Below are 22,393 nucleotides of genomic sequence, written 5' to 3'. Positions count from 1 at the left end.
CGACACCCCGGAACGGACGGCGCGGCCACCTGCCTTTTACCGCTGTGTCCGGCCAAACGAATAGGTGTCGCCGTGCGCGAGGTAGACCACGTCCTTCTCGAGGCCGGCCGCCTCGACCTCGCGCGCGAAGTCCGCGAGCGGCGACTTGAACACATCGTAGTCGTTGTAGTGGATCGGCACGGTCTTCCCCGGCCGCACGATCTGCATCATGCGCACCCCGTCCTTGCCGTCCATCGTCAGCTTCACCACGCCGAGGATGCGGGTGCCGCCCAGGTGCAGCAGCGCCAGGTCGATGTTCGGAAAGCGCTGCGGGATCGCGCGGATGTCGTCGTACACCAGCGTGTCGCCACTGATGTACATGCGGTAATCGGGCGCCGCCGGATCGGCGCCGAAATCGAGCACGGAACCCATTACCGTCGGCAGCAGGACGGCCACGCCGGCCGGGCCGTGGCGCGCCGGCGTGGCCGTCAGGCGCAGGCGGGCGGCGCCCTTGGCGACTTCGAGCCGGTCCCAGCTGCTCAGGCCGATGGTGCGGGTGAATCCCAGGCGCTTGAGCCGTTCGCTCCCCTCCTTGGTGGTGACGATCGGCGTGGCGCGGTTGAGCTTTTCCTGTACCAGCTGGTCGAAATGGTCGCCATGGAAATGGGAAAGCACGACCAGGTCGATCCGCGGCAGTTGTTCGAACTCGATGGCCGGATCGGTCGTGCGTTCCGACGTCAAGCCATACCCGAGGTGCACGTGCTCGCCCTTGTGCAGGAAGTTCGGGTCGGTCAGGATCGTGAAGCCCTGGTAGCGGATGATCACCGTGGCGGTACCGATGAACTGCACGCTGCCCGCGCCCGGATCCTGGGCCTGGTCGCTGTCTTGCGCCAGCTGCAACATGAATGTTTCCTCCGGTGCCGGCGCGGCCGGCGCGTCGGCCGCACGGACGGTGGGAGCCAATGCGTACACCAGCGCCAGCAGGCAGGAGAAACGGATGCAGGGCTGGAACAGTCGTGCGAAGGGCATGGGCAGTCTCCGAAAGCGCGCACGCAGGGGAAGTGCGCGGAGCCGGAACGTTAACACGGCAGCGCTGCGGACGCCGTTCGCCTGCCGGGACGCGCGCGCCCCGGATTACAGCTTCGCGACCAGGCCGGCCAGCTGCTGGCGTGCCTTGGGCCACTCGGTATCGGCCAAGGCCAGTGCGCATTGCGTGCAGGGCTCGAAAGGATTGCAGTCATGGTCGAGCGCGACGTAGTTGGTGCCGGTCACGGTCTTGCCCAGGTAGCTGTCGACGCGGCCGCCGGCCACGCCAGCGGCGCCGGCGGCATCGCCGCCCTGCGCGGCCCATTTGGCAAAAGCGGCGGTAGCGACGCCGTCCGGCACGTACCAGCGGCGTTTGGTGGGATTCCAGCGGGCGCCGAGCGCCTTGGCTTCGTCCTTCTCGGCGTAGGGAACAGTCAGGAAAAGCATGCGGTCCGAAATAGTGGTGAGGGAGAGCCACGACAGGCCCGTCCGGACCGTGATCTTACTGCACCGGACGGCATTCGCGAAATACATGCCTTGCGATGGCGTGCGGATCGCCGACGAGGAGTGGCCTGCCCAGCTGGGTTCGAACCAGCGACCCTCAGCTTAGAAGGCTGATGCTCTATCCAACTGAGCTATGGGCAGATGAAGATGGCGTAGACGGTCCGGATTACCGGGCCGCAGAAACGAAACGGGCTGTCGATCGACAGCCCGCAGAAGAAGCGGTGGTCGGAGTACAAGGATTCGAACCTTGGACCCCCTGGTCCCAAACCAGGTGCGCTACCGGGCTGCGCTACACTCCGATTGGGGCCGATCATACTCCCGCAACGGGTGCGCGTCAAATCGCGCACCCATGCCCTGCGTCAGGCGGCCAGCTTGTCGGCGATGCGGCGCGCCATGCTCTCGGCCAGTTCGGCCTCCTTGGCCTCGACCATGACGCGGATCAGGGGCTCGGTGCCCGATGCCCGGATCAAGACCCGGCCCGCGTCGCCCAGTTCGCGCTCGACCGCTTCCTTCTCGGCCACCAGGGCCTGGTCGCTGGTCCAGTCGAAACCCGGCGTGACGCGCTTGTTGATCAGGGTCTGCGGATAGAGCGTGAGCTCGCTGCAGCATTCGGCCAGCGACATGTTGCTGCGCTTGAGCGCCGACAGCACCTGCAGCGCCGAGACGATGCCGTCGCCGGTGCTGTGCTTGTCCAGGGCCAGCAGGTGGCCCGAGCTCTCGCCGCCGAACAGCCAGCCGCGCTCCTGCATCACTTCCAGCACATAGCGATCGCCCACCTTGGCACGCGCGAAGCCGACACCCATCTGCTTGAAGGCCACTTCCAGCGCCATGTTGGTCATGAGGGTGCCGACCGCGCCGGCCACCGGGCCGGTCGCCATGCGGTCGCGCACCATCAGGTACAGCAATTCGTCGCCGTTGTAGACGCGTCCGCCCGCGTCGACCATGATCAGGCGGTCGGCGTCGCCGTCCAGCGCAATGCCGAGGTCGGCCTTGTTGGCCACGACCGCTTCCGACAAGGCCTTCGGCGCGGTAGCGCCGACGCCGGCATTGATGTTGAAACCGTCCGGCTGGGCGCCGATCGAGACCACTTCGGCGCCGAGTTCGTGGAACACGTGCGGTGCGATGTTGTAGGCCGCACCATGGGCGCTGTCGACCACGATCTTCAGGCCGCGCAGGTCGAGTTCGTTCGGGAAGGTGCTCTTGCAGAATTCGATGTAGCGGCCCTGGGCATCGCGCAGGCGCGACGCGCGGCCCAGCTTGTCGGAAGGCACACAGCCCATCGGCTCGTCGATGGCTTCTTCGATTTCCAGTTCGACCGCGTCGGGCAGCTTGGTGCCGTGTCGGGAGAAGAACTTGATGCCGTTGTCCTGGAAAGGATTGTGCGAAGCCGAGATCACCACGCCGGCTTGCAGGCGCAGGGCGCGGGTCAGGTAGGCAATGGCCGGGGTCGGCATCGGGCCGGCCAGCATCACGTCCACGCCGGCGGCGGAGAAGCCCGCCTCCAGCGCGGCTTCCAGCATGTAACCCGAAATGCGGGTGTCCTTGCCGATCAGGACGACCGGGCGGCCGCTGCTCGACTTGGCGCCTTTGGCGAGCACCGTGCCGGCGGCATAGCCGAGGCGCATCACGAAGTCAGGCGTAATCGGCGCTGCGCCGACCAGACCACGAACACCATCCGTACCGAAATATTTTCGTGCCATTCTTCTTCTACTCTCTTTTCCGTGATTAATCGTTGTTGGCTGCGTGCCATACCTTCAAGGCATCAACCGTATCCGCCACATCATGCACACGCACGATTCTAGCGCCATGCGCTACCGCAGCCAATGCCGCTCCAATACTTCCGGCAACTCTTTGCTCGACCGGACGTCCCGTCACTGCGCCGATCATCGACTTGCGCGACATCCCGGCCAGCACCGGCAGGCCCAGCGCGTCACGGATGCGCGCGAGCTGGCGCAGCAGCGCGAAATTGTGCTCGACCGTCTTGCCGAAGCCGAAACCCGGGTCGATGCAGATGCGTTCCCGTTCGATCCCGGCGGCCACCATCGCGTCCACCCGCCGATTCAGGAAGTCGACGACCTCGCCCACCACGTCGCCGTAGCTGGGCGCCTGCTGCATGGTCTGCGGGGTCGCCTGCATGTGCATCACGCACAGGCCGCAATCGCTGTCGCGCACCGCCTCGATGGCGCCGGGCGCGCGAAAACCGTTGATGTCGTTGATCATGTCGGCGCCGGCGATGATCGCCTCACGCATGACTTCCGGCTTGCAGGTGTCGACCGACAGGGCGCAATCGAGCGTGCGCAGCGCATACAGTGCCGGCATCACGCGCGCCAGCTCTTCCGCCAGCGCGACGCCGGGCGAGCCCGGCCGGGTCGATTCGCCACCGATGTCGATCATGCCGGCCCCGTCGCGGATCATCTCCTCGGCGTGCGAGAGCGCGAACTCGAGGCCCTGGTAGCGGCCGCCGTCGGAAAAGGAATCGGGGGTCAGGTTCAGGATACCCATCACGACCGGATGGGCGGCGCCTGGACCGTCCAGCGCGAAGCTGTACTGGCCGCATTGCAGGTTCTGGGGCATGGCGTGGAAGCGCTGGGATGGTGAAGCGTTAACGAGCAAAAGGCATCCACCGGGATGCCTTTGCTCGACTAGAAGAGGCGATCAGGCCGCAAATCAAGCAGGCGCGGTGGCGTTCGGCGCCACGCCGCCCGAGCCGCCGTCACCCGGCGGGGTGCGCTTGGTCAGGATGCTGGAAGTCGGCTGGCGCGGCTCGCGGCCCGCCATGATGTCGTTGATCTGCTCGGCGTCGATGGTTTCCCAGTCGAGCAGTGCTTTCGTCATCATTTCGACCTTGTCGCGGTTCTCTTCCAGCAGGCGGCGCGACAGTGCGTACTGGGTGTCGAGGATGGCGCGGATCTCGGCGTCGACCTTCTGCTGCGTCGCTTCCGAGATGGTCTTGGTGGCGCCGCCGAAGAAGCCTTCGTTCTCGCTGTCTTCGTAGACCATCACGCCCATGCTCTCGGACATGCCGAAGCGCGTGACCATCGAACGGGCCAGCTTGGTCGCGCGGGCGAAGTCGTTCGAAGCGCCGGTGGACATCTGGCCGACAAAGATCTCTTCAGCAATGCGGCCGCCGAACAGGATCGAGATCTCTTCCAGCATCTTGTCCTTGTAGCCCGACAGGTTGTCGTGCTCGGGCAGCTGCCAGGTCAGGCCGAGGGCATAGCCGCGCGGCATGATCGTGACCTTGTGCACCGGATCGGCCTTCGGCAGCAGCTTGGCGACCACCGCGTGGCCCGATTCGTGATAGGCCGTGTTGCGGCGCTCTTCCTCGCGGATGATCATCGACTTGCGTTCCGGACCCATGTAGATCTTGTCCTTGGCGTCTTCGAAGTCGATCATCTCGACCAGGCGCTTGCTGCGGCGCGCGGCGAACAGCGCGGCCTCATTGACCAGGTTGGCCAGGTCGGCGCCCGAGAAGCCCGGGGTGCCGCGCGCCAGGATGTCGGCCTTGACGTCGGTACCGATCGGCACCTTGCGCATGTGCACGTTCAGGATCTGCTCGCGGCCGCGGATGTCCGGCAGGCCCACCATCACCTGGCGGTCGAAGCGGCCCGGACGCAGCAGCGCCTTGTCGAGCACGTCGGCGCGGTTGGTCGCGGCGATCACGATCACGCCCGAGGAGGCCTCGAATCCGTCCATTTCGACCAGCAACTGGTTCAGGGTCTGTTCGCGCTCGTCGTTGCCGCCGCCCATGCCGGCGCCGCGGTGGCGGCCGACGGCGTCGATCTCGTCGATGAAGATGATGCAAGGCGAGTGTTTCTTGGCGTTCTCGAACATGTCGCGCACGCGGGATGCACCCACGCCGACGAACATCTCGACGAAGTCGGAACCGGAGATCGAGAAGAACGGCACCTTGGCTTCGCCGGCGATGGCGCGCGCCAGCAGGGTCTTACCGGTACCCGGAGGACCGACCATCAGCACGCCGCGCGGGATCCGGCCGCCCAGTTTCTGGAACTTGGTCGGGTCCTTCAGGAAGTCGACGATTTCCGAGACTTCTTCTTTCGCTTCGTCGCAACCGGCGACGTCGGCGAAGGTGACGGTGTTGTTGGTTTCATCGAGCATGCGCGCCTTCGACTTGCCGAAGGAGAAAGCGCCGCCCTTGCCGCCGCCCTGCATCTGGCGCATGAAGAACACCCACACGCCGATCAGGAGCAGCATCGGGAACCAGGAGATGAAGACCTGCTGCAGGAACGATGGTTCCTCTGGCGGCTTCACGTCGAAACGCACGCCGTTCTCGCGCAGGTCGCCGATCAGGCCACGGTCGAGGATGGTCGCGGTGGCGCGCACCTTGGTGTCGTCCTGGCGGGTCGCGGTGATGTTCGAGCCTTCGATCACGACGTCCTTGATGCGACGCGCCTTCACCTCATCGAGAAGCTCGGAATAAGCGATGGTCTTGCTGCCGCCGGCGACGCTGTGGTTGTCGAACTGCTTGAACAGCATGAACAACAGCAGCGCAACGACCACCCAGATGGCGGATTTGGAAAACATATTATTCACGAAAACTCCTCCGATGCGGATTGCATCTCTACCGATATCAGTATGACGATTTTAACCGCAATAAGCCGACGCTGCCACGCAACGTACGGCAATAGTGCTGAAATGCCAATTTTACATGTCCAGCCGGCGGCGACGTTCGCGCAACCAGCCTCACGCGGGTGATGTGCGGTTGCCGCGCCGAATATCAAGGGCAAAACAGCATCCAGCCCTGTATTTCACGCCACTGGATTCTTCAGACCGCGTCCAAGCAGGAAAATTTCCGAGGATTTGTCCCGGCTTGCCTTCGGTTTGACCTGCTTGACGGTCTTGAACTCGGTACGAAACTTTTCCAGTATCTGGGTAAATCCCATATCTTTAAAGCACTTCACCAGCAGAGCGCCGCCCGGTTTCATGTGCAGTTGAGAAAACTCAATGGCCAGGTCGATCAAGTGTTCCATTCGCGCCGCATCGGCAGTGGGAATACCCGACAGATTCGGCGCCATGTCGGACAGCACGAGGTCGACCTTGCGGCCTTGCAACAGTTCGTCGAGTTGACCCAGCACCTCTTCTTCGCGGAAATCACCGAGGATGGTCTGCACATCGGCGATCGGCTCCATCGGCAGCATGTCGAGCCCGATGATGGTGCCGTGGATGCGGCCGCCGTCCGCGCCGGCCAGCTTGCGGCGGGTGTACTGGGCCCAGCTGCCCGGGGTACAGCCGAGGTCGACGATCACCTGGCCCGGCTTGATCAGCTTTTCGCTTTCGTCGATTTCCTTGAGCTTGTAGGCGGCGCGGGCACGGTAGCCCTCTTTCTGGGCCAGTTTGACGTAAGGGTCGTTAATATGGTCATGCAACCAGTTTTTGTTTAATTTGTTCTTGGCCATTCGCGTAGAATACTGCTTTTAAAGGTACTTCCAAAACTTATTATGCTTAAACTCACTCCGGCCGAGCGCAGCGCCCTGCGCGCCGAGGCCCACGGACTCAATCCAGTCGTCATGATCGGCGAATCCGGCCTGACCGAATCGGTCATGAAGGAAATCGCCGCCAGCCTCGACGCGCACGGCCTGATCAAGGTGCGCGTGTTCGGCGACGACCGCGAAGCCCGTATCGCCATGTACGAGCAGGTCTGCGAAGAACTCGACGCGGCGCCGGTCCAGCACATCGGCAAGCTGCTGGTGCTCTACCGCCCGAAGAAGGAAACCGTCAAGGAACGCAGCAGCAAGGCCGGCAAGGGCATGCGCGAAGTCACCATCGTCAAGGCCAGCGCCAGCGGCACCAAGAAGCCGAGCGTCACCAAGGTCATGATCAAGGGAAACGAACGTGTGACCGCGGGCGGCAACATCAAGCGCGCCAAGCCGCGTCAGACTTCTACCAAGAAGAATTCACTGAACAAGTGATCAAGACCGGGGAGACCCGGTTTTTTTCGCCCTTTATCCAGCATCAGTCTTCCAAGCTGAGGGGCGTAGGGTGGGCAGGTCTCCTGCCCACGCGTTCAGCTCACGCAAGAATTGACGAAAAATGCTTCCGGTATTGACAAGTTGCCTGAACGCGCGGGCGGAGGATCCGCCCACCCTACAAAATCTGGATCAACGGCTCTTCAGCACCAGCATCGCAGCGAGAATACTCTCGATCACGTGAAACAGCTGCGACACCCCATGCATCACGGCGAACCGGGTCCAGTATGGCGAGGCCCTCACCCCTTCCGGGCCGGCCAGTTCGCGCATCTGCGCCATGGCCGGCTGCAGCCCGGCCCACATGACCAGCGCACAGGCCAGCATGGCCAGCACCAGCAGGTTCAGCGAGCGCCGGCGCCGCGGGTCGAGGTCGGGCGACAGGCGTACCAGCACCAGAACCAGCGCGGCGCAGCCGAGCGACACCCAGCCGAGGCGATCGAGGAGCACGGCCACGACGTCGCCCGCCACCGTGCTCGGCACCGCCGCGAACACGGCCGGCGCGGCGATGTAGCCGAGCGCCCACAGCGCGCCGGCCCACAACACGGCCGCCAGCAGCCGCGCGGCGGCCAGGCGACTTCCGGCGGGACTGGCGGAGGACGACGGCGCTGCCGTCCGGCTGGTGGTCATCAGACGTAGCGGACTTCGAGGATTTCGTATTCGCGCGGACCCGACGGGGCCTGCACTTCGACCACGTCGCCGGCGTACTTGCCGATCAGGGCGCGGGCGATCGGCGAGGTCACCGACACCTTGTTCAGTTTCAGGTCGGCTTCATCGAGGCCGACGATCTGGTAGCTGACCTTCTGGCCGTTGTCCAGGTCTTCCAGGTCGACGGTCGACGCGAAGACGACGCGGCCTTCCGCGTCCAGCGTGGCCGGGTCGATGATCTGCGCGGCGCTCAGCTTGCCTTCGAGTTCCGCGATGCGGCCTTCGACGAAGGCCTGGCGCTCCTTGGCGGCATCGTATTCTGCATTTTCGGACAGGTCGCCGTGCGAACGCGCCTCGGCGATCGCGTCGATCACATTACGGCGCTCCTTGGTCTTGAGCTGGTGCAGCTCTTCCTTCAGGAGTTCAGCGCCGTATTTGGTCAGTGGTACGGTAGTGTTCATGTCGCTCTATCTGTTGGTGATTGGACGCACCAAGTGAAAACCACAGAGGCGCGCGGCGCCTGGGCCGCGCGAGCTCTGTGGTCGTTTGGTACTACTCAGTTCTTACACTGATGCTTAGTTTAAGGTTTTATGGAGACCTTGTAAATCGTAGACGCGCAGGTCTTCCAGGTGGCGCATGCCCTCGATCGCGGCTTCCGCGCCGGCGATGGTCGTGTAGGTGACCACGCGCGACTGCAGGGCCGAGGTACGGATGGTGGCCGAGTCCTTGATCGCCGAACGCTTCTCTTCCACGGTGTTGACCACCATGACGATCTCGCGGTTCTTGATCATGTCGACCACGTGCGGACGTCCCTCCAGCACCTTGTTCACCGAACGCACCGGGATGCCGGCCGCCTCGATGACCGCGGCGGTGCCCTTGGTCGCCACCAGGTCGAAGCCCAGCGCCACCAGTTCGCGCGCCACGCCGACGGTACGCGGCTTGTCCGCGCCCTTCACCGACAGGAACACGGCACCCTTGGTCGGCAGGATGATGCCGGCCGCCAGCTGCGACTTCACGAAGGCTTCGCCGAAGGTCATGCCGACACCCATCACCTCGCCGGTCGACTTCATTTCCGGTCCCAGGATGGTGTCGACGCCCGGGAACTTCACGAACGGGAACACGACTTCCTTGACGCTGTAGAACGGCGGCGTCACCTCGTGCGTGACGCCCTGGCTGGCGAGGGTCTGGCCGACCATGCAGCGTGCGGCGATTTTCGCCAGCTGCAGGCCGGTCGCCTTGGAGACGAAGGGCACGGTACGCGAGGCGCGCGGATTCACTTCCAGCACGAACACGGTGTCGACCGTCTTGCCGTCCTCTTCCGTTTGCTGGATGGCGAACTGCACGTTCATCAGGCCGACCACGTTCAGGGCCTTGGCCATCAGCGAGGTCTGGTGCTTGAGTTCAGCGATGGTCTCTTGCGACAGCGAGTACGGCGGCAGCGAGCAGGCCGAGTCGCCCGAGTGCACGCCGGCCTGTTCGATGTGTTCCATGACGCCGCCGATGAAGGTGGCTTCGCCGTCCGAGATGCAGTCGACGTCGACTTCGATGGCGTCGTTCAGGAAGCGGTCCAGCAGCACCGGCGAATCGTGCGAGACCTTGACCGCTTCGCGCATGTAGCGTTCGAGGTCGCGCTGCTCGTGGACGATTTCCATCGCGCGGCCGCCCAGCACGTAGGACGGGCGCACCACCAACGGGTAGCCGATTTCGTCGGCCAGCGCGAGCGCGTCGGCCTCGGTACGGGCGGTACGGTTCGGCGGCTGGCGCAGGCCGAGCTTCTGCAGCAGCTGCTGGAAGCGCTCGCGGTCTTCGGCGGCGTCGATCATGTCCGGCGAGGTGCCGATGATCGGCACGCCGTTGGCTTCCAGATCCAGCGCGAGTTTCAGTGGCGTCTGGCCGCCGTACTGCACGATCACCCCAATCGGCTTCTCCAGCTCGACGATCTCCAGCACGTCTTCCAGGGTCAGCGACTCGAAGTACAGGCGGTCCGAGGTGTCGTAGTCGGTCGAGACCGTCTCCGGATTGCAGTTGACCATGATGGTCTCGTAGCCGTCTTCGCGCATGGCGAGGGCCGCGTGCACGCAGCAGTAGTCGAACTCGATGCCCTGGCCGATGCGGTTCGGGCCACCGCCGAGCACCATGATCTTCTTCTTGTCGGTCGGATTGGACTCGCACTCCTCGTCGTAGGTCGAGTACATGTAGGCCGTGTCGGTCGCGAACTCGGCGGCGCAGGTGTCGACCCGCTTGTAGACCGGACGGATGCCCAGCGCGTGGCGGCGCGCGCGTACGGCTTCCGGCGTGGTCTGCATCAGGAAGGCCAGGCGGCGGTCCGAGAAGCCCTTCTGCTTGAGCTTGTACAGCAGCGGCTTGTCCAGGCTGTCGAGCTTCTGGTGATCCAGCCACAGCTCGATGTCGACGATTTCCTTGATCTGCACCAGGAACCACGGATCGATCTTGGTCAGGTTGTGCACCTCTTCCAGGGTAAAGCCCTGGGCAAACGCATCACCCACGTACCAGATGCGCTCCGGACCCGGCTCGCCGAGTTCCTCTTCGATCTTCTCGCGGTCGCGGGTCTTCTCGTTCAGGCCGTCGACGCCCACTTCCAGGCCGCGCAGGGCCTTCTGGAAGGATTCCTGGAAGGTGCGGCCCATGGCCATCACCTCGCCCACCGATTTCATCTGGGTGGTCAGGTGCTTGTCCGCGGTCGGGAATTTCTCGAAGGTGAAGCGCGGGATCTTGGTGACCACGTAGTCGATCGAGGGCTCGAAGGACGCCGGCGTGGCGCCGCCGGTGATCTCGTTGCGCAGCTCGTCGAGCGTGAAACCGACCGCCAGCTTGGCCGCCACTTTCGCGATCGGGAAGCCGGTGGCCTTCGAGGCCAGCGCCGACGAACGCGACACGCGCGGGTTCATCTCGATGACGATCATGCGGCCGTCCTTCGGGTTGATCGCGAACTGCACGTTCGAGCCGCCGGTGTCGACGCCGATCTCGCGCAGCACGTTGATCGACGCGTTGCGCATGATCTGGTATTCCTTGTCGGTCAGCGTTTGCGCCGGCGCGACGGTGATCGAGTCGCCGGTGTGCACGCCCATCGGATCCAGGTTCTCGATCGAGCAGATGATGATGCAGTTGTCCTTCTTGTCGCGGACCACCTCCATCTCGTACTCTTTCCAGCCGAGCAGGGACTCTTCGATCAGGAGCTCGCTGGTCGGCGAGGCTTCCAGGCCGCGCTTGCAGATCTGCTCGAATTCTTCCTCGTTGTAGGCGATGCCGCCGCCGCTGCCGCCCATCGTGAAGGACGGACGGATGATGGTCGGGAAGCCCAGCTCGCGCTGCACCGCCCACGACTCTTCCATCGAGTGCGCCACGCCCGAGCGCGCCGAACCGAGGCCGATCTTGGTCATCGCGTCCTTGAACTTGGCGCGGTCCTCGGCCTTGTCGATCGCTTCCGGGGTCGCGCCGATCAGCTCGACATTGTATTTTTCCAGCACGCCGTTGTGGTGCAGGTCGAGCGCGCAGTTCAGCGCGGTCTGGCCGCCCATGGTCGGCAGGATCGCGTCCGGGCGCTCCTTGTCGATGATGCGCTCGACGACCTTCCAGGTGATCGGCTCGATGTAGGTGACGTCCGCCGTTTCCGGGTCGGTCATGATGGTCGCCGGGTTCGAGTTGACCAGGATGACCTTGTAGCCTTCCTCGCGCAGGGCCTTGCAGGCCTGGGCGCCCGAGTAATCGAATTCGACCGCCTGGCCGATGACGATCGGACCCGCGCCGATGATCAGGATGCTTTTGATATCACTACGCTTAGGCATTTACTTTTCCTTCTGCATTGTCTTTTTCTCCGCTCTTTTGCATCAGGCCGATGAAGCGGTCGAACAGGTAGGCGACGTCGGTCGGGCCGGGCGAGGCTTCCGGGTGGCCCTGGAAGCAGAACGCCGGTTTGTCCGTGCGCTCGAAACCCTGCAGCGAACCGTCGAACAGCGACACGTGGGTGACGCGGCAGTTGGCCGGCAGGGTCTGCGGGTCGACCGCGAAGCCGTGGTTCTGCGAGGTGATCAGGACCTTCTTCGAATCGAGGTCCTGCACCGGGTGGTTGGCGCCGTGGTGGCCGAACTTCATCTTCATGGTCCTGGCGCCGGATGCCAGCGCCATGATCTGGTGGCCGAGGCAGATGCCGAAGGTCGGGATGCCCTTCTCGATCAGCTCCGCGCTTGCCTTGATCGCGTAGTCGCAGGGTTCCGGATCGCCCGGGCCGTTGGCCAGGAAAATGCCGTCAGGATTGAGCGCCAGGGCATCGGCGGCAGTCGCCTGCGCCGGCAGCACGGTCACCTTGCAGCCGCGCTCGGCCAGCATGCGCAGGATGTTGCGCTTGACGCCATAGTCGAAGGCGACCACGTGGTACTTGGGATTGTCCTGCTTGCCGAAACCTTCGCCCAGCTTCCACTCGGTTTCCACGAATTCGTAGGGCTCTTTCACCGAGACGACCTTGGCCAGGTCCATGCCGGCCAGGCCCGGGAAGGAGCGCGCCAGTTCCAGCGCCTGCGCTTCCGACGGCTCCTTGCCCTGGATGCCGGTGACGATGGCGCCGCTCTGGGCGCCCTTCTCGCGCAGGATACGGGTCAGCTTGCGGGTGTCGATGCCGGCGATGGCGACCACGTTTTCCTGCTTCAGGTAGTCCGACAGCGACTGGGTGGAACGGAAATTCGATGCCAGCAGCGGCAGGTCACGGATGATCAGGCCGGCGGCGTGGACCTTCGAGGCCTCGACGTCGGCCGGGTTGACGCCGTAGTTGCCGATGTGCGGGTACGTCAGGGTAACGATCTGACGTGAATAGCTGGGGTCGGTGAGAATTTCCTGGTAGCCCGTAATCGCGGTGTTGAACACCACTTCGCCGGTCGTGTGACCGGTGGCACCAATGGAAACTCCTTTGAAAATCGTTCCGTCAGCGAGGGCCAGGATGGCCGGGACGGCTGGGCCAGAAAAAAATGGCGGCAAGGGTAACTCCCAATAAAGTTACCGTAGCTGCGCCACGTCAGACCGACATCCAACAAACCCGGGCGGACGTGCCGATGCCGGTAGCTGGATATCTAGTTGAATGAGGGATGGTGGGTGTTCGCTACGGCAAAGGTGTGAATGGTTAAACTTCCGAATTATAGCGCGGAACAGGCCTATTCGGCAATGCAGCAATTCGACAAAAGTGGCGCCGATTTTGCCCAAACCTGCGGGGAAGCGGCGCGCAAACCGCTGTTTTGCTGCTTTTGCGAAATAAAAAAAAAGGCACCCGGAGGTGCCTTCCCGTGACGGCGCGCCGACGGCCCGGCTGTCATGCGGCGCTCAGGGCGGCGATGCCGGCCCTGGCAACCTGCGCATCCTCGTTCGACTTGACGCCCGAGACCCCGACCGCGCCGATCACGTGGCCATCGACGATCACCGGCACCCCGCCTTCCAGCATGCCTTCGAGTTCCGGCGCCGACAGGAAGGACACGCGGCCGTTGTTGATCACGTCTTCATAGAGCTTCGACTCGCGGCGGCCGAGCGCGGCCGTCCTGGCCTTGGCGGGCGCGATGTACGACGAAGCCGGCGCGGCGCCGTCGAGGCGCTGGAAGTGCAGCAGGTGGCCGCCGTCGTCGACGATGGCGACCGACACGGCCCAGTTGTTCCTCAAGGCTTCGGCTTCGGACGCCGCTGCGATCTTCTTGACGTCCGCCAACGCGAGATACGGTTTGGTTTGCATGTGAGCTCCTTTATTGTGCTTGCTGCCTGGCCTTGAGCTTGGCCTTGATCTGCGGCATGACGGCTGCGGCCGCCTGCTCGCCGGCCAGGATCGCCAGGTTGCGGCTGTTGAAGTCGGCGCTGCCCATGTTCCCGAGCTTCGGGGTGATGACGATGTCGGCTTCCTTCAGTTCGAAGTGGTTCAGGCGCTGGCCCATGATGCTGAAGGTCTGCATCAGGACGTCGAGTGAACTGGCCGTGGCCGCGCCCTCGGTGGCGCTGGAAATGTTGACGGCGATGATGAACTCGGCGCCCAGGTCCTTGGTGAACTTGACCGGCACCGGCGCCACCAGGCCGCCGTCGACATAGGTATTGTCGCCGATCTTCACCGGCTGGAACACACTCGGCACGCTTGATGAGGCGCGCACGGCCATGCCCGTATTGCCCCTGCTAAAGAGAATCGGCTGTCCGGTCCTGAGGTTGGTGGCGACGGCGCCGAAGCGGCGGGCCAGGCGCTCCATCGGCACGCCGCCGACGGCCTTGTTCACGTAATTCTGCAGCGCCTCGCCTTTCAGCACGCCGGTCGAGGTGCCGAACAGCGGCAAGGCCCAGTCGGAAATCGTGGCCTCGTCCATGGCCAGCGCGGTCTTCTGCAGGGTAAACCCGTTCATGCCGGACGCATACAGCGCCCCGACCACCGAGCCGGCGCTGGTGCCGACCACGATCTCGGGGACGATGCCCTGGGCTTCCAGCGCCTTGATGACGCCGATGTGGGAAAAGCCACGGGCGGCGCCGCCACCGAGGGCCAGGCCGACCTTGACTTTGCGCGGCGGCGCGGGCGGGGCGACCTGCTGGGCGACGGGGGTTGCGGGAGGCTGGGTCGGGGTGCTGCCGCAGGCGGACAGGAGCAACGCGGCGCAGGCGATCAGGGAGCGACGACGAGAGAACATAGAGGGTGCCGAAAAGAACGAAGTACGATTGTACCGCGACCACGGCAATGAGGGTCGGCGTCGAATTGTTGAACAATATGCTTGTGGAAAGCAGCGCGCGGGGCGAGTCCAGTTACCCGGGCATGTCACGATCGTTCCCGGCAATTCGACTCTGCCCCCCTTTATTTCCCGACCCTATTTGTCTGGGCCTGGCCCGGCAAGGACGTATTCGGCAACACCGCCGTAAAGCTGCTCCCCTGCCCCGGCACCGACGAGATCATCAGCCGCCCGCCATGACGCAGCAGCACGTGCTTGACGATCGCCAGCCCCAGGCCGGTCCCCTGGGTCTCGCGCGAACGGCTCTTGTCGACCCGGTAGAAGCGCTCGGTCAGGCGCGCGATGTGGATCGGCTCGATCCCGATGCCGCAGTCCGTCACCGAGAAGCGCAGGTCGCCGTCGCCGCGCTTCCAGGACAGGCGGATCGTGCCGCCGTCCGGCGAGTAGCGCACCGCGTTCGAGGCCAGGTTGGCGAAAGCGCTGCGCAGTTCTTCCTGGCTGCCCATCACATCCGGTCCGTCGAGCTCGACCTCGACCTGGTGCCGGCCGTTGGACAAGGCCCTGGCTTCCAGCGCCACCGATTCCACCATCGCCTTGATGTCGACCCGCTCGCGCTTGAGCGGGAACTCGTCCGACTCCAGGCGCGACAGGGTCAGCATGTCGCCGATCAGGCGCTGCATGCGCTGCGCCTGCTCCGTCATCAGTTGCAGGTGGGCGGTGCGGGTGGCCACGTCCAGGCCGGGGTCGGACAGCGCGATCTCGAGGAAGCCGACGATCACGGTGAGCGGCGTGCGCAGTTCATGCGAGGCATTGGCGATGAAGTCGCGCCGCATCGCTTCGATCCGTTCGGTATCGGTGGCGTCGTGCGTCACCAGGATCTGGCGCCGGTTTTCAAACGGAATGATGCGGCATTCGAGCTTGCGGCCGCGGAAGGACAGCGTCAGCGGCTGCTCGTAGCGGCCCAGGATCACGTAGTCGATGAACTCGGGGTGGCGCACCAGGTTGGTCACGCGCAGGCCCTTGTCGCGCGCCATGGTCAGGCCCAGGTGGCGCTCGGCCGCCTCGTTGCACCATTCGAGGAACAGGACGTCGTCCATGATCGCCACGCCTTCCGGCAACAGCTGCATCGCCTCGCGAAAACGCGCGAGCCACTCGGCCATCTCGGCCTGGTGGCGCTCGTCCTCGCGGCGCAGCCGGTAGATCCGCGCGAATACGTCGGTCCAGGCGCCCCAGCCGTCCGGCAGGCGGCTCGAGTGCGGGTCGTTCAGCCATTCGCCGAGTTCGTGCAGGTAGCGCAACTGGACGAACAGCGCGATCACGGTCGCCGCCAGCGCGAACATCAGCGCCTCGGGCAGGCTCGACATCCACCAGACCAGGCCGGCAGCGGCGAACACCAGCGCCAGCCGCAGGATCGCCGGCACCCAGAACAGCACCTTCGGGCTCATCGAGCGCATGCGTCCCCGCTCACTTCTCGGAGAGCATGTAGCCGACGCTGCGCACGGTGCGGATCAGCCCATCGGCGCTTCTGAGCGCCTTGCGCAACCGCAGCACGTGCACGTCCACCGTGCGCTCCTCGATCACGGCATGGTCGCCCCACACCTTGTCGAGCAGCTGGGCGCGCGAGAACACCCGCTCGCGGTGGGCCATCAGGAACTTGAGCAGCTTGTATTCGGCATTGCCGATCTCGATCTGCCCGTTCTCGACCGTCACGGTGCAGCTGTTCGGGTCGAGCACCACGCTGCCGGCGCGCAGCGGCGCCTCGGCCAGGTGCGGGCTCTTGCGACGCAGCAACGCACGGGCGCGGGCCAGCAGTTCGCGCGGCGAGAACGGCTTGGTGACGTAATCGTCGGCGCCGGTGTTCAGGCCGGCGATCTTGTCCTCTTCCATGCTCTTGGCGGTCAGCATGATGACCGGGATGTCCTGGAAGTCGCGGTCGCCGCGCAGGCGCGACAGCAGCCGCAGGCCGCTCTGGTCGGGCAGCATCCAGTCCAGCAGCACCAGGTCGGGCTTGCCGTGGGTGATGCTGTCCCAGGCGCCGCCCACCGTGTCGGCGGTGCGGATGTCCCAGCCGGCTTCGCGCAGCGAGTACTTCACCAGTTCGACGATCGCGGGTTCGTCTTCGACCACCAGGACGCGCGTGTTGTCCGCCATGCCTAGAAGCCCGCCTGCTCGGTCGCGACCGGCTTGCTGTGGCGGATGTCGCGGCCTTCGACCACGTAGATCACGTACTCGGCGATGTTCTTGGCGTGGTCGCCGATGCGTTCGATCGCCTTGGCCACCCACAGCGTGTCCAGCGCCGAGGAGATCGTGCGCGGGTCTTCCATCATGAAGGTGATCAGGTTGCGCAGGATGCTGCGGAATTCGTGGTCGACCACTTCGTCGGCCGCGATCAGCTCCAGTGCCTGGCGGCCATCGAGGCGGGCAAACGCGTCCAGCGCATCGTGCAGCAGGTCGCAGGTCGCCTTGGCGATGGTGCGCACCATGTCGTAGTGGGCGAAAGGCGCGGCGCCGCGCTCGTGCAGGCTCTTGGCGGTGCGTGCGATCTTCGCGGCCTCGTCGCCGATGCGTTCCAGGTCGGTGATGACCTTGATGGTGGCCATCACGGTGCGCAGGTCGTTCGCGGTGGGCTGGCGCCGCACGATCAGGTGGCTGCAGGCGTCGTCGAGCTGTACTTCGAGCTGGTTCACGGCCTGGTCGTCGGCGATCACGCGGTCGGCGCGGGCACTGTCCCCCGCCCGGAAGCATTCCAGCGCTTCATCGAACGCGGTTTCCACCATGCCGCCCATCAAGAGGACCTTGGAACGAATCGCTTCCAGCTCCTGGTCATACTGCTTGGATGAATGCTCGCCCGTCATAAAAACTCTCCTAATACGATGATATTGTTATCGTCACAGGGCCGAAGCCATCAGCCAAAGCGGCCGGTGATGTAATCCTGGGTCTCTTTCTTCGCCGGATTCATGAAAATCTGGTCGGTCTCGCCGAACTCGACCAGTTCGCCAAGGTACATGTAGGCGGTGTAGTCGGAGCAGCGCGCGGCCTGCTGCATGTTGTGGGTCACGATGGTGATCGTGTAGTCCTGTTTCAGCTCGCTGATCAGCTCCTCGATCTTGGCAGTCGAGATCGGGTCCAGCGCCGAAGTCGGCTCGTCGAGCAGCAGCACGTCGGGCTTGACCGCCACGCCGCGCGCGATGCACAGGCGCTGCTGCTGGCCGCCGGACAGCGACAGGCCGCTCTTGTTCAGCTTGTCCTTGGCTTCTTCCCACAGGGCCGCCTTCTTCAGGGCCCATTCCACGCGCTCGTCCATCTCGCCTTTCGAGAGGTTCTCGTACAGGCGCACGCCGAAGGCGATATTGTCGTAGATCGACATCGGGAACGGGGTCGGCTTCTGGAACACCATGCCGACCTTGGCGCGCAGCATGTTCACGTCCACGCCTGGCTCCAGGATGTTGCGGCCGCGGTACTGGATCGAACCCTCGGCGCGCTGGCCCGGATACAGGTCGTACATGCGGTTCAGGGTGCGCAGCAGGGTCGACTTGCCGCAGCCCGACGGGCCGATGAAGGCCGTCACCTGCTTGTCGTGGATGTCGAGCGACACGTTCTTCAGGCTCTGCGTCTTCCCGTAGAAGAAGTTCAGGCCCTGGATTTCGATCGTCTTGCTCTTGGCGGCAGCGGCGGCCATGGTGGGCATAGTTTGGTTCATCACGTAGTAAGGAATGGGTTTAACGCGGAGTCTTCTGGCTGAACATGGTGCGCGAGACGATGTTCAGGGCCAGCACGGTAAAGGTCACCAGCAGCGCGCCGCCCCAGGCCAGCGAGCGCCAGTCGTCGTAGGGGCTCATGGCGAACTGGTAGATCACCACCGGCAGGTTGGCCATCGGCGCGTTCATGTCGGCGCTGAAGAACTGGTTGTTCAGCGCGGTGAACAGCAGCGGCGCGGTTTCGCCGGACACGCGCGCCACCGCCAGCAGCACGCCGGTGACGACGCCGGCCTTCACGGCGCGCAGGCGCACCGTCATCGCCACCTTCCAGTGCGGCGCGCCGAGCGCGTAGGCCGCCTCCAGCAGGCTGTTGGGCACCAGGCGCAGCATGTTGTCGGTGGTGCGCACCACCACCGGCACCGCGATCAGGGACAGCGCGATCGAGCCGGCGTAGCCCGAGAAATGCTGGACCTTGGCGACATAGATCGCATAGACGAACAGGCCGATCACGATCGACGGGGCCGACAGCATGATGTCGGTGACGAAGCGCGTCACTTGCGCGAACTTGTTGTTCTCGCCGTACTCGGCCAGGTAGATGCCGGCCAGGATGCCGATCGGGGTGCTGACCAGGGTCGACAGGCCGACCATCATCAGGCTGCCGAGGATGGCGTTGCGCAGGCCACCGCCCTCGCTGCCGGGCGCCGGGGTGTCGGCCGAGAACATCGCGCCGGAGAGCGCGCCGACGCCGTTGATCAGGAGCGTCGCCAGGATCCAGGCCAGGAAGGCCAGGCCGATGCCCATGGCCAGCACCGACAGGACGATGCCGGCGCGGTGCGCCAGCAGGCGCTTGCGGTACACAGGGTTCTTGGGGGTGGCGTGCATCATTTGCTTCCTTCCTTGCGGGACATCCCGACCAGCATCAGTTTGGCTGCCGACAGCACGATGAAGGTGATGGCGAACAGGATCAGGGCCAGCGCGAACAGCGAGGACACGTGCAGCGGCGAGGCGGCTTCGGCGAATTCGTTGGCCAGGGTCGAGGAAATCGAATTACCGGCCGAGAACAGCGACCAGGACAGGTCGTGGGCATTGCCGATGACGAAGGTCACCGCCATGGTCTCGCCCAGCGCGCGGCCCAGGCCGAGCATGACGCCGCCGACCACGCCGTTGCGGGTGTAGGGCAGCACCACCTTGCGCACCACTTCCCACTTGGTGCAGCCCAGGCCGTAGGCCGATTCCTTGAGCACGGTCGGGACGATCTCGAACACGTCGCGCATCACCGAGGCGATGAAGGGAATGATCATGATGGCCAGGATCAGACCCGCGGTCAGGATGCCGATGCCCATGGTCGGTCCCTGGAACAGCTGGCCGATCACCGGCAGCTGGCCGATGGTGGACTTGAGCAGCGGCTGGACGTGGTCGGCGAACAGCGGCGCGAACACGAACAGGCCCCACATGCCGTAGATGATGGACGGCACACCGGCCAGCAGTTCGACCGCAGTACCCATCGGGCGGCGCAGCCATGCCGGGCAGATCTCGGTGAGGAACAGCGCGATGCCGAAGCTGATCGGAAATGCCACCGCCAGTGCGATGATCGAGGTGGCGAGCGTGCCCCAGATCGCGATCAGCGCGCCGAACTGGTCGTTCACCGGATCCCATTCGACGCGGGTGATGAAGGCCGCGCCAAACTCGCGGAAGGCCGGCGCCGCGCCGATGGCGAGCGAGACGATGATCCCGACCAGCACCAGCAGCACCGAGGCCGCGAACAGCAGCGTGATCTTGTGGAAGAGGAAGTCCTGGAGACGCTGCTTGCGCATGGTCTTGCGCAGGGCGTCGGACTGATGGGCCGCCTCTACCACAGCCGGATCGGCCATGTCATTCAGCGCGAGGGAGGGTTGTACGCTCATAGCTTTTTGTCAGACTTTCCGGCAAACGGAGGGGGGCCGGCATCGGCGCCTCCCTCCTTCGCGCTTCGATGGGTGATTACCAGACCGCCTTGCCGGCAGCGTCCTTCAGGTTGGCGCGCCAGGCGTCCTGCACCAGCTTGGTGACGGTGTCGGGCATCGGCACATAGTCCAGTTCGGCCGCGGCGGCGTCGCCGTTCTTGTAGGCCCAGTCGAAGAATTTCAGCACTTCCTTGCCCTTGGCGGCGTTCGCCTGGCTCTTGTGCATCAGGATGTAGCTGGCGCCGGTGATCGGCCAGCTGGCCTTGCCCGCCTGGTTGGTCAGCACCACGGCGAAGCCCGGGGTCCCGGCCCAGTTGGCGCCGCTTGCTGCGGCCTTGAAGGCCGCGTCGTCCGGCTGCAGGAAGACGCCGTCCTTGTTCTGCAGCTGGGTGTGCTGCATGCGGTTCTTCTTGGCATAGGCCCACTCGACGTAGCCGATCGCGCCCTTGATGCGCTGCACGTTGGCGGCCACGCCTTCGTTGCCCTTGCCGCCCACGCCCACCGGCCATTTCACGGCGGTGCCGGCGCCGACCTTCGATTTCCAGGTGGGATTGGTCTGGGCCAGGTAATCGGTGAACAGGAAAGAGGTGCCCGAGCTGTCGGCGCGGTGCACGACGGTGATGTCGGCGCCCGGCAGCTTCACGCCCGGGTTCAGCGCGGCGATCTGCGGCGCGTTCCACTTGGTGATCTTGCCCAGGAAGATGTCGGCCAGCACGGCGCCGGTCAGCTTGAGCTGGCCCGGGGCGGTGCCCGGCAGGTTCACGATCGGGACCACGCCGCCCATGATGGCCGGAAACTGGAACAGGCCGGCGGCATTCAGCTCGGCGGCCGGCAGCGGCATGTCGGAAGCGCCGAAGTCGACGGTCCTGGCCTTGATCTGCTTGATGCCGGCGCCCGAACCGACCGACTGGTAGTTCAGGCCGTTGCCCGAAGCCTTCTTGTACAGCTCGGCCCATTTCGCGTAGATCGGATACGGAAAGGTGGCGCCGGCGCCGGTGATATTGGCGGCCTGGGCGCTGGCGACCAGGCTGGAAGCGGCGATGGCGACAGAGACGAACAGTTGCTTCATGCGCATGATGGATCCTTTATAGAGGTCCGGGACGGGCCCGTTTCATTGACGCTGCAAAGTTTACTGGCCGATTATGACAAGTTGATGACAGATGTAATAATTGGCGGATCGGCAGGGAAGGCAGCTGCCGCGCCTTGCGGATTTTCGCACTTCATGGGCCCGGATGGAACGGCCTGATCCCATATAAAAAAATTCACGCGCGACGCCTCCCGCGAGCTTGTAAATACGGCGCCCTCTGCTAAGCTGAAAGTGTAGTTTTCATAGGGAGGGGACGCTGAAAGGCGTTTGTTGTCATGTTGAGTATCATGGTGTTTGCAATCCTCAGCGGTCTGGCCGGACTAGTTGCTTTTGAAATCTTTCAGGAAATCAAAGGCAGCAGGGATGGCTTGTACGATCACTATCACGAATAGTGTAGGCCCGGTTGCCGGGCCATGTCACACAAAAGTAAAAAGCGGCGAGGCCCGATGGGCGCTCGCCGCTTTGCTGCATGGCATGTCGATGGACATGCCGATGCCGATCACGAATCAGCGCAGGAAGCGCGCCACCGCCGTCATCGCGGCCAGCTCCAGGTTCACGAACTGGAAGCCGACCTTGAATTCACCATTGCTAAAAATGCAATACAGGGCCTTGGCGCGCGCGCTGATCGGCACGATCTTGCCGTCGACCAGCAGGTCGAAGCTGAGCTGGACGGCCTGCCCGGCCAGCAGCGGGTCCGGCAGGTTGATGCTGACGCCATTGGCGCCGAGGTCGCTGGTGCGGCCGCTGAGGGGCGCCGCGCCTTCGATGGCCACGCGCGCACGCGTGCGCAGGACCTTGCGTTCGGATTTTCTTTGTTCTGTAAACACGTCGG

21 protein-coding genes and 2 tRNA genes are annotated in these 22,393 nt (G+C 64.4%); 1 reads left to right on the top strand and 22 read right to left on the bottom strand.

Translation table 11 applies throughout. The features are described 5' to 3' along the window. Window positions 1-36: 36 nt before the first annotated feature. The 8 genes from IM543_10310 to IM543_10275 form a co-directional block, all read right to left on the bottom strand. On the bottom strand, window positions 37-1,008 hold the full coding sequence (locus IM543_10310) for an MBL fold metallo-hydrolase (GenBank protein QOY96176.1): 972 nt from the start codon (window positions 1,006-1,008) through the stop codon (window positions 37-39). Window positions 1,009-1,113: 105 nt separating this feature from the next. Further along, a complete protein-coding gene (locus IM543_10305) occupies window positions 1,114-1,452 on the bottom strand; it encodes a hypothetical protein (protein ID QOY96175.1) in 339 nt (112 codons plus the stop codon). Between the two features lie 121 nt (window positions 1,453-1,573). After that, window positions 1,574-1,650: transfer RNA gene (locus IM543_10300), tRNA-Arg, on the bottom strand. A gap of 81 nt (window positions 1,651-1,731) precedes the next feature. Then, a tRNA-Pro gene (locus IM543_10295) sits at window positions 1,732-1,808 on the bottom strand. A gap of 60 nt (window positions 1,809-1,868) precedes the next feature. Next, entirely contained in the window at window positions 1,869-3,209 is a 1,341-nt protein-coding gene (glmM, locus tag IM543_10290; GenBank protein QOY96174.1) for a phosphoglucosamine mutase, read from the bottom strand. A gap of 25 nt (window positions 3,210-3,234) precedes the next feature. Then, the gene (gene folP / locus IM543_10285; GenBank protein QOY96173.1) at window positions 3,235-4,083 is read right to left on the bottom strand and encodes a dihydropteroate synthase; all 849 of its coding nucleotides are present in this window, start codon (window positions 4,081-4,083) and stop codon (window positions 3,235-3,237) included. A gap of 93 nt (window positions 4,084-4,176) precedes the next feature. Further along, window positions 4,177-6,063, bottom strand: a complete 1,887-nt coding sequence (gene ftsH, locus IM543_10280) for an ATP-dependent zinc metalloprotease FtsH (GenBank protein QOY96172.1) — start codon at window positions 6,061-6,063, stop codon at window positions 4,177-4,179. A 215-nt stretch (window positions 6,064-6,278) separates the two neighbouring features. Next, complete coding sequence (locus tag IM543_10275) at window positions 6,279-6,926, bottom strand: RlmE family RNA methyltransferase (GenBank protein QOY96171.1); 648 nt, start codon at window positions 6,924-6,926, stop codon at window positions 6,279-6,281. A gap of 42 nt (window positions 6,927-6,968) precedes the next feature. Here IM543_10275 and yhbY point away from each other — a divergent pair, with 42 nt between their 5' ends. Next, the gene (gene yhbY / locus IM543_10270; protein ID QOY96170.1) at window positions 6,969-7,439 is read left to right on the top strand and encodes a ribosome assembly RNA-binding protein YhbY; all 471 of its coding nucleotides are present in this window, start codon (window positions 6,969-6,971) and stop codon (window positions 7,437-7,439) included. A 189-nt stretch (window positions 7,440-7,628) separates the two neighbouring features. Here the strand turns inward: yhbY and IM543_10265 are convergent, their stop codons facing one another. The 14 genes from IM543_10265 to IM543_10200 all read right to left on the bottom strand — a co-directional run bounded on the left by IM543_10265 (window position 7,629) and on the right by IM543_10200 (window position 22,388). After that, window positions 7,629-8,123 carry a DUF4149 domain-containing protein gene (locus IM543_10265; GenBank protein QOY96169.1) on the bottom strand — a complete coding sequence of 165 codons (495 nt, stop codon included), beginning with the start codon at window positions 8,121-8,123 and terminating at the stop codon, window positions 7,629-7,631. Then, window positions 8,123-8,602, bottom strand: a complete 480-nt coding sequence (gene greA / locus IM543_10260) for a transcription elongation factor GreA (GenBank protein QOY96168.1) — start codon at window positions 8,600-8,602, stop codon at window positions 8,123-8,125. Before greA ends, IM543_10265 begins: the two co-directional genes overlap by 1 nt. 114 nt (window positions 8,603-8,716) lie before the next feature. Then, window positions 8,717-11,947 carry a carbamoyl-phosphate synthase large subunit gene (gene carB, locus IM543_10255; GenBank protein ID QOY96167.1) on the bottom strand — a complete coding sequence of 1,077 codons (3,231 nt, stop codon included), beginning with the start codon at window positions 11,945-11,947 and terminating at the stop codon, window positions 8,717-8,719. Next, on the bottom strand, window positions 11,940-13,130 hold the full coding sequence (carA, locus tag IM543_10250) for a glutamine-hydrolyzing carbamoyl-phosphate synthase small subunit (GenBank protein QOY96166.1): 1,191 nt from the start codon (window positions 13,128-13,130) through the stop codon (window positions 11,940-11,942). Before carA ends, carB begins: the two co-directional genes overlap by 8 nt. 328 nt (window positions 13,131-13,458) lie before the next feature. Continuing rightward, window positions 13,459-13,869, bottom strand: a complete 411-nt coding sequence (locus IM543_10245; GenBank protein ID QOY96165.1) for a heme-binding protein — start codon at window positions 13,867-13,869, stop codon at window positions 13,459-13,461. Window positions 13,870-13,879: 10 nt separating this feature from the next. Beyond that, window positions 13,880-14,797: a patatin-like phospholipase family protein gene (locus IM543_10240; GenBank protein QOY96164.1), complete on the bottom strand. Its 918-nt coding sequence runs from the start codon at window positions 14,795-14,797 to the stop codon at window positions 13,880-13,882. A gap of 161 nt (window positions 14,798-14,958) precedes the next feature. Then, window positions 14,959-16,278 (bottom strand): phosphate regulon sensor histidine kinase PhoR, encoded by a 1,320-nt coding sequence (phoR, locus tag IM543_10235; protein ID QOY96618.1) that lies wholly within the window; start codon window positions 16,276-16,278, stop codon window positions 14,959-14,961. 19 nt (window positions 16,279-16,297) lie between these two features. Next, on the bottom strand, window positions 16,298-16,984 hold the full coding sequence (locus tag IM543_10230; protein ID QOY96163.1) for a response regulator: 687 nt from the start codon (window positions 16,982-16,984) through the stop codon (window positions 16,298-16,300). A gap of 2 nt (window positions 16,985-16,986) precedes the next feature. Then, the gene (phoU, locus tag IM543_10225; GenBank protein QOY96162.1) at window positions 16,987-17,688 is read right to left on the bottom strand and encodes a phosphate signaling complex protein PhoU; all 702 of its coding nucleotides are present in this window, start codon (window positions 17,686-17,688) and stop codon (window positions 16,987-16,989) included. A 50-nt stretch (window positions 17,689-17,738) separates the two neighbouring features. Then, window positions 17,739-18,521: a phosphate ABC transporter ATP-binding protein PstB gene (pstB, locus tag IM543_10220; GenBank protein QOY96161.1), complete on the bottom strand. Its 783-nt coding sequence runs from the start codon at window positions 18,519-18,521 to the stop codon at window positions 17,739-17,741. 31 nt (window positions 18,522-18,552) lie between these two features. After that, window positions 18,553-19,413, bottom strand: coding sequence for a phosphate ABC transporter permease PstA (pstA, locus tag IM543_10215; GenBank protein ID QOY96617.1), 861 nt, complete (start codon window positions 19,411-19,413; stop codon window positions 18,553-18,555). Further along, window positions 19,413-20,402 (bottom strand): phosphate ABC transporter permease subunit PstC, encoded by a 990-nt coding sequence (gene pstC, locus IM543_10210; protein QOY96616.1) that lies wholly within the window; start codon window positions 20,400-20,402, stop codon window positions 19,413-19,415. Before pstC ends, pstA begins: the two co-directional genes overlap by 1 nt. 109 nt (window positions 20,403-20,511) lie before the next feature. Further along, the gene (gene pstS, locus IM543_10205; protein QOY96160.1) at window positions 20,512-21,549 is read right to left on the bottom strand and encodes a phosphate ABC transporter substrate-binding protein PstS; all 1,038 of its coding nucleotides are present in this window, start codon (window positions 21,547-21,549) and stop codon (window positions 20,512-20,514) included. Window positions 21,550-22,067: 518 nt separating this feature from the next. After that, entirely contained in the window at window positions 22,068-22,388 is a 321-nt protein-coding gene (locus IM543_10200) for a PilZ domain-containing protein (GenBank protein QOY96159.1), read from the bottom strand. Window positions 22,389-22,393 lie beyond the last annotated feature (5 nt).

Source organism: Massilia sp. UMI-21 (assembly GCA_015277795.1).
GTDB lineage: Bacteria > Pseudomonadota > Gammaproteobacteria > Burkholderiales > Burkholderiaceae_D > Telluria.
This window is presented reverse-complemented; position numbering and strand designations above follow the sequence as displayed.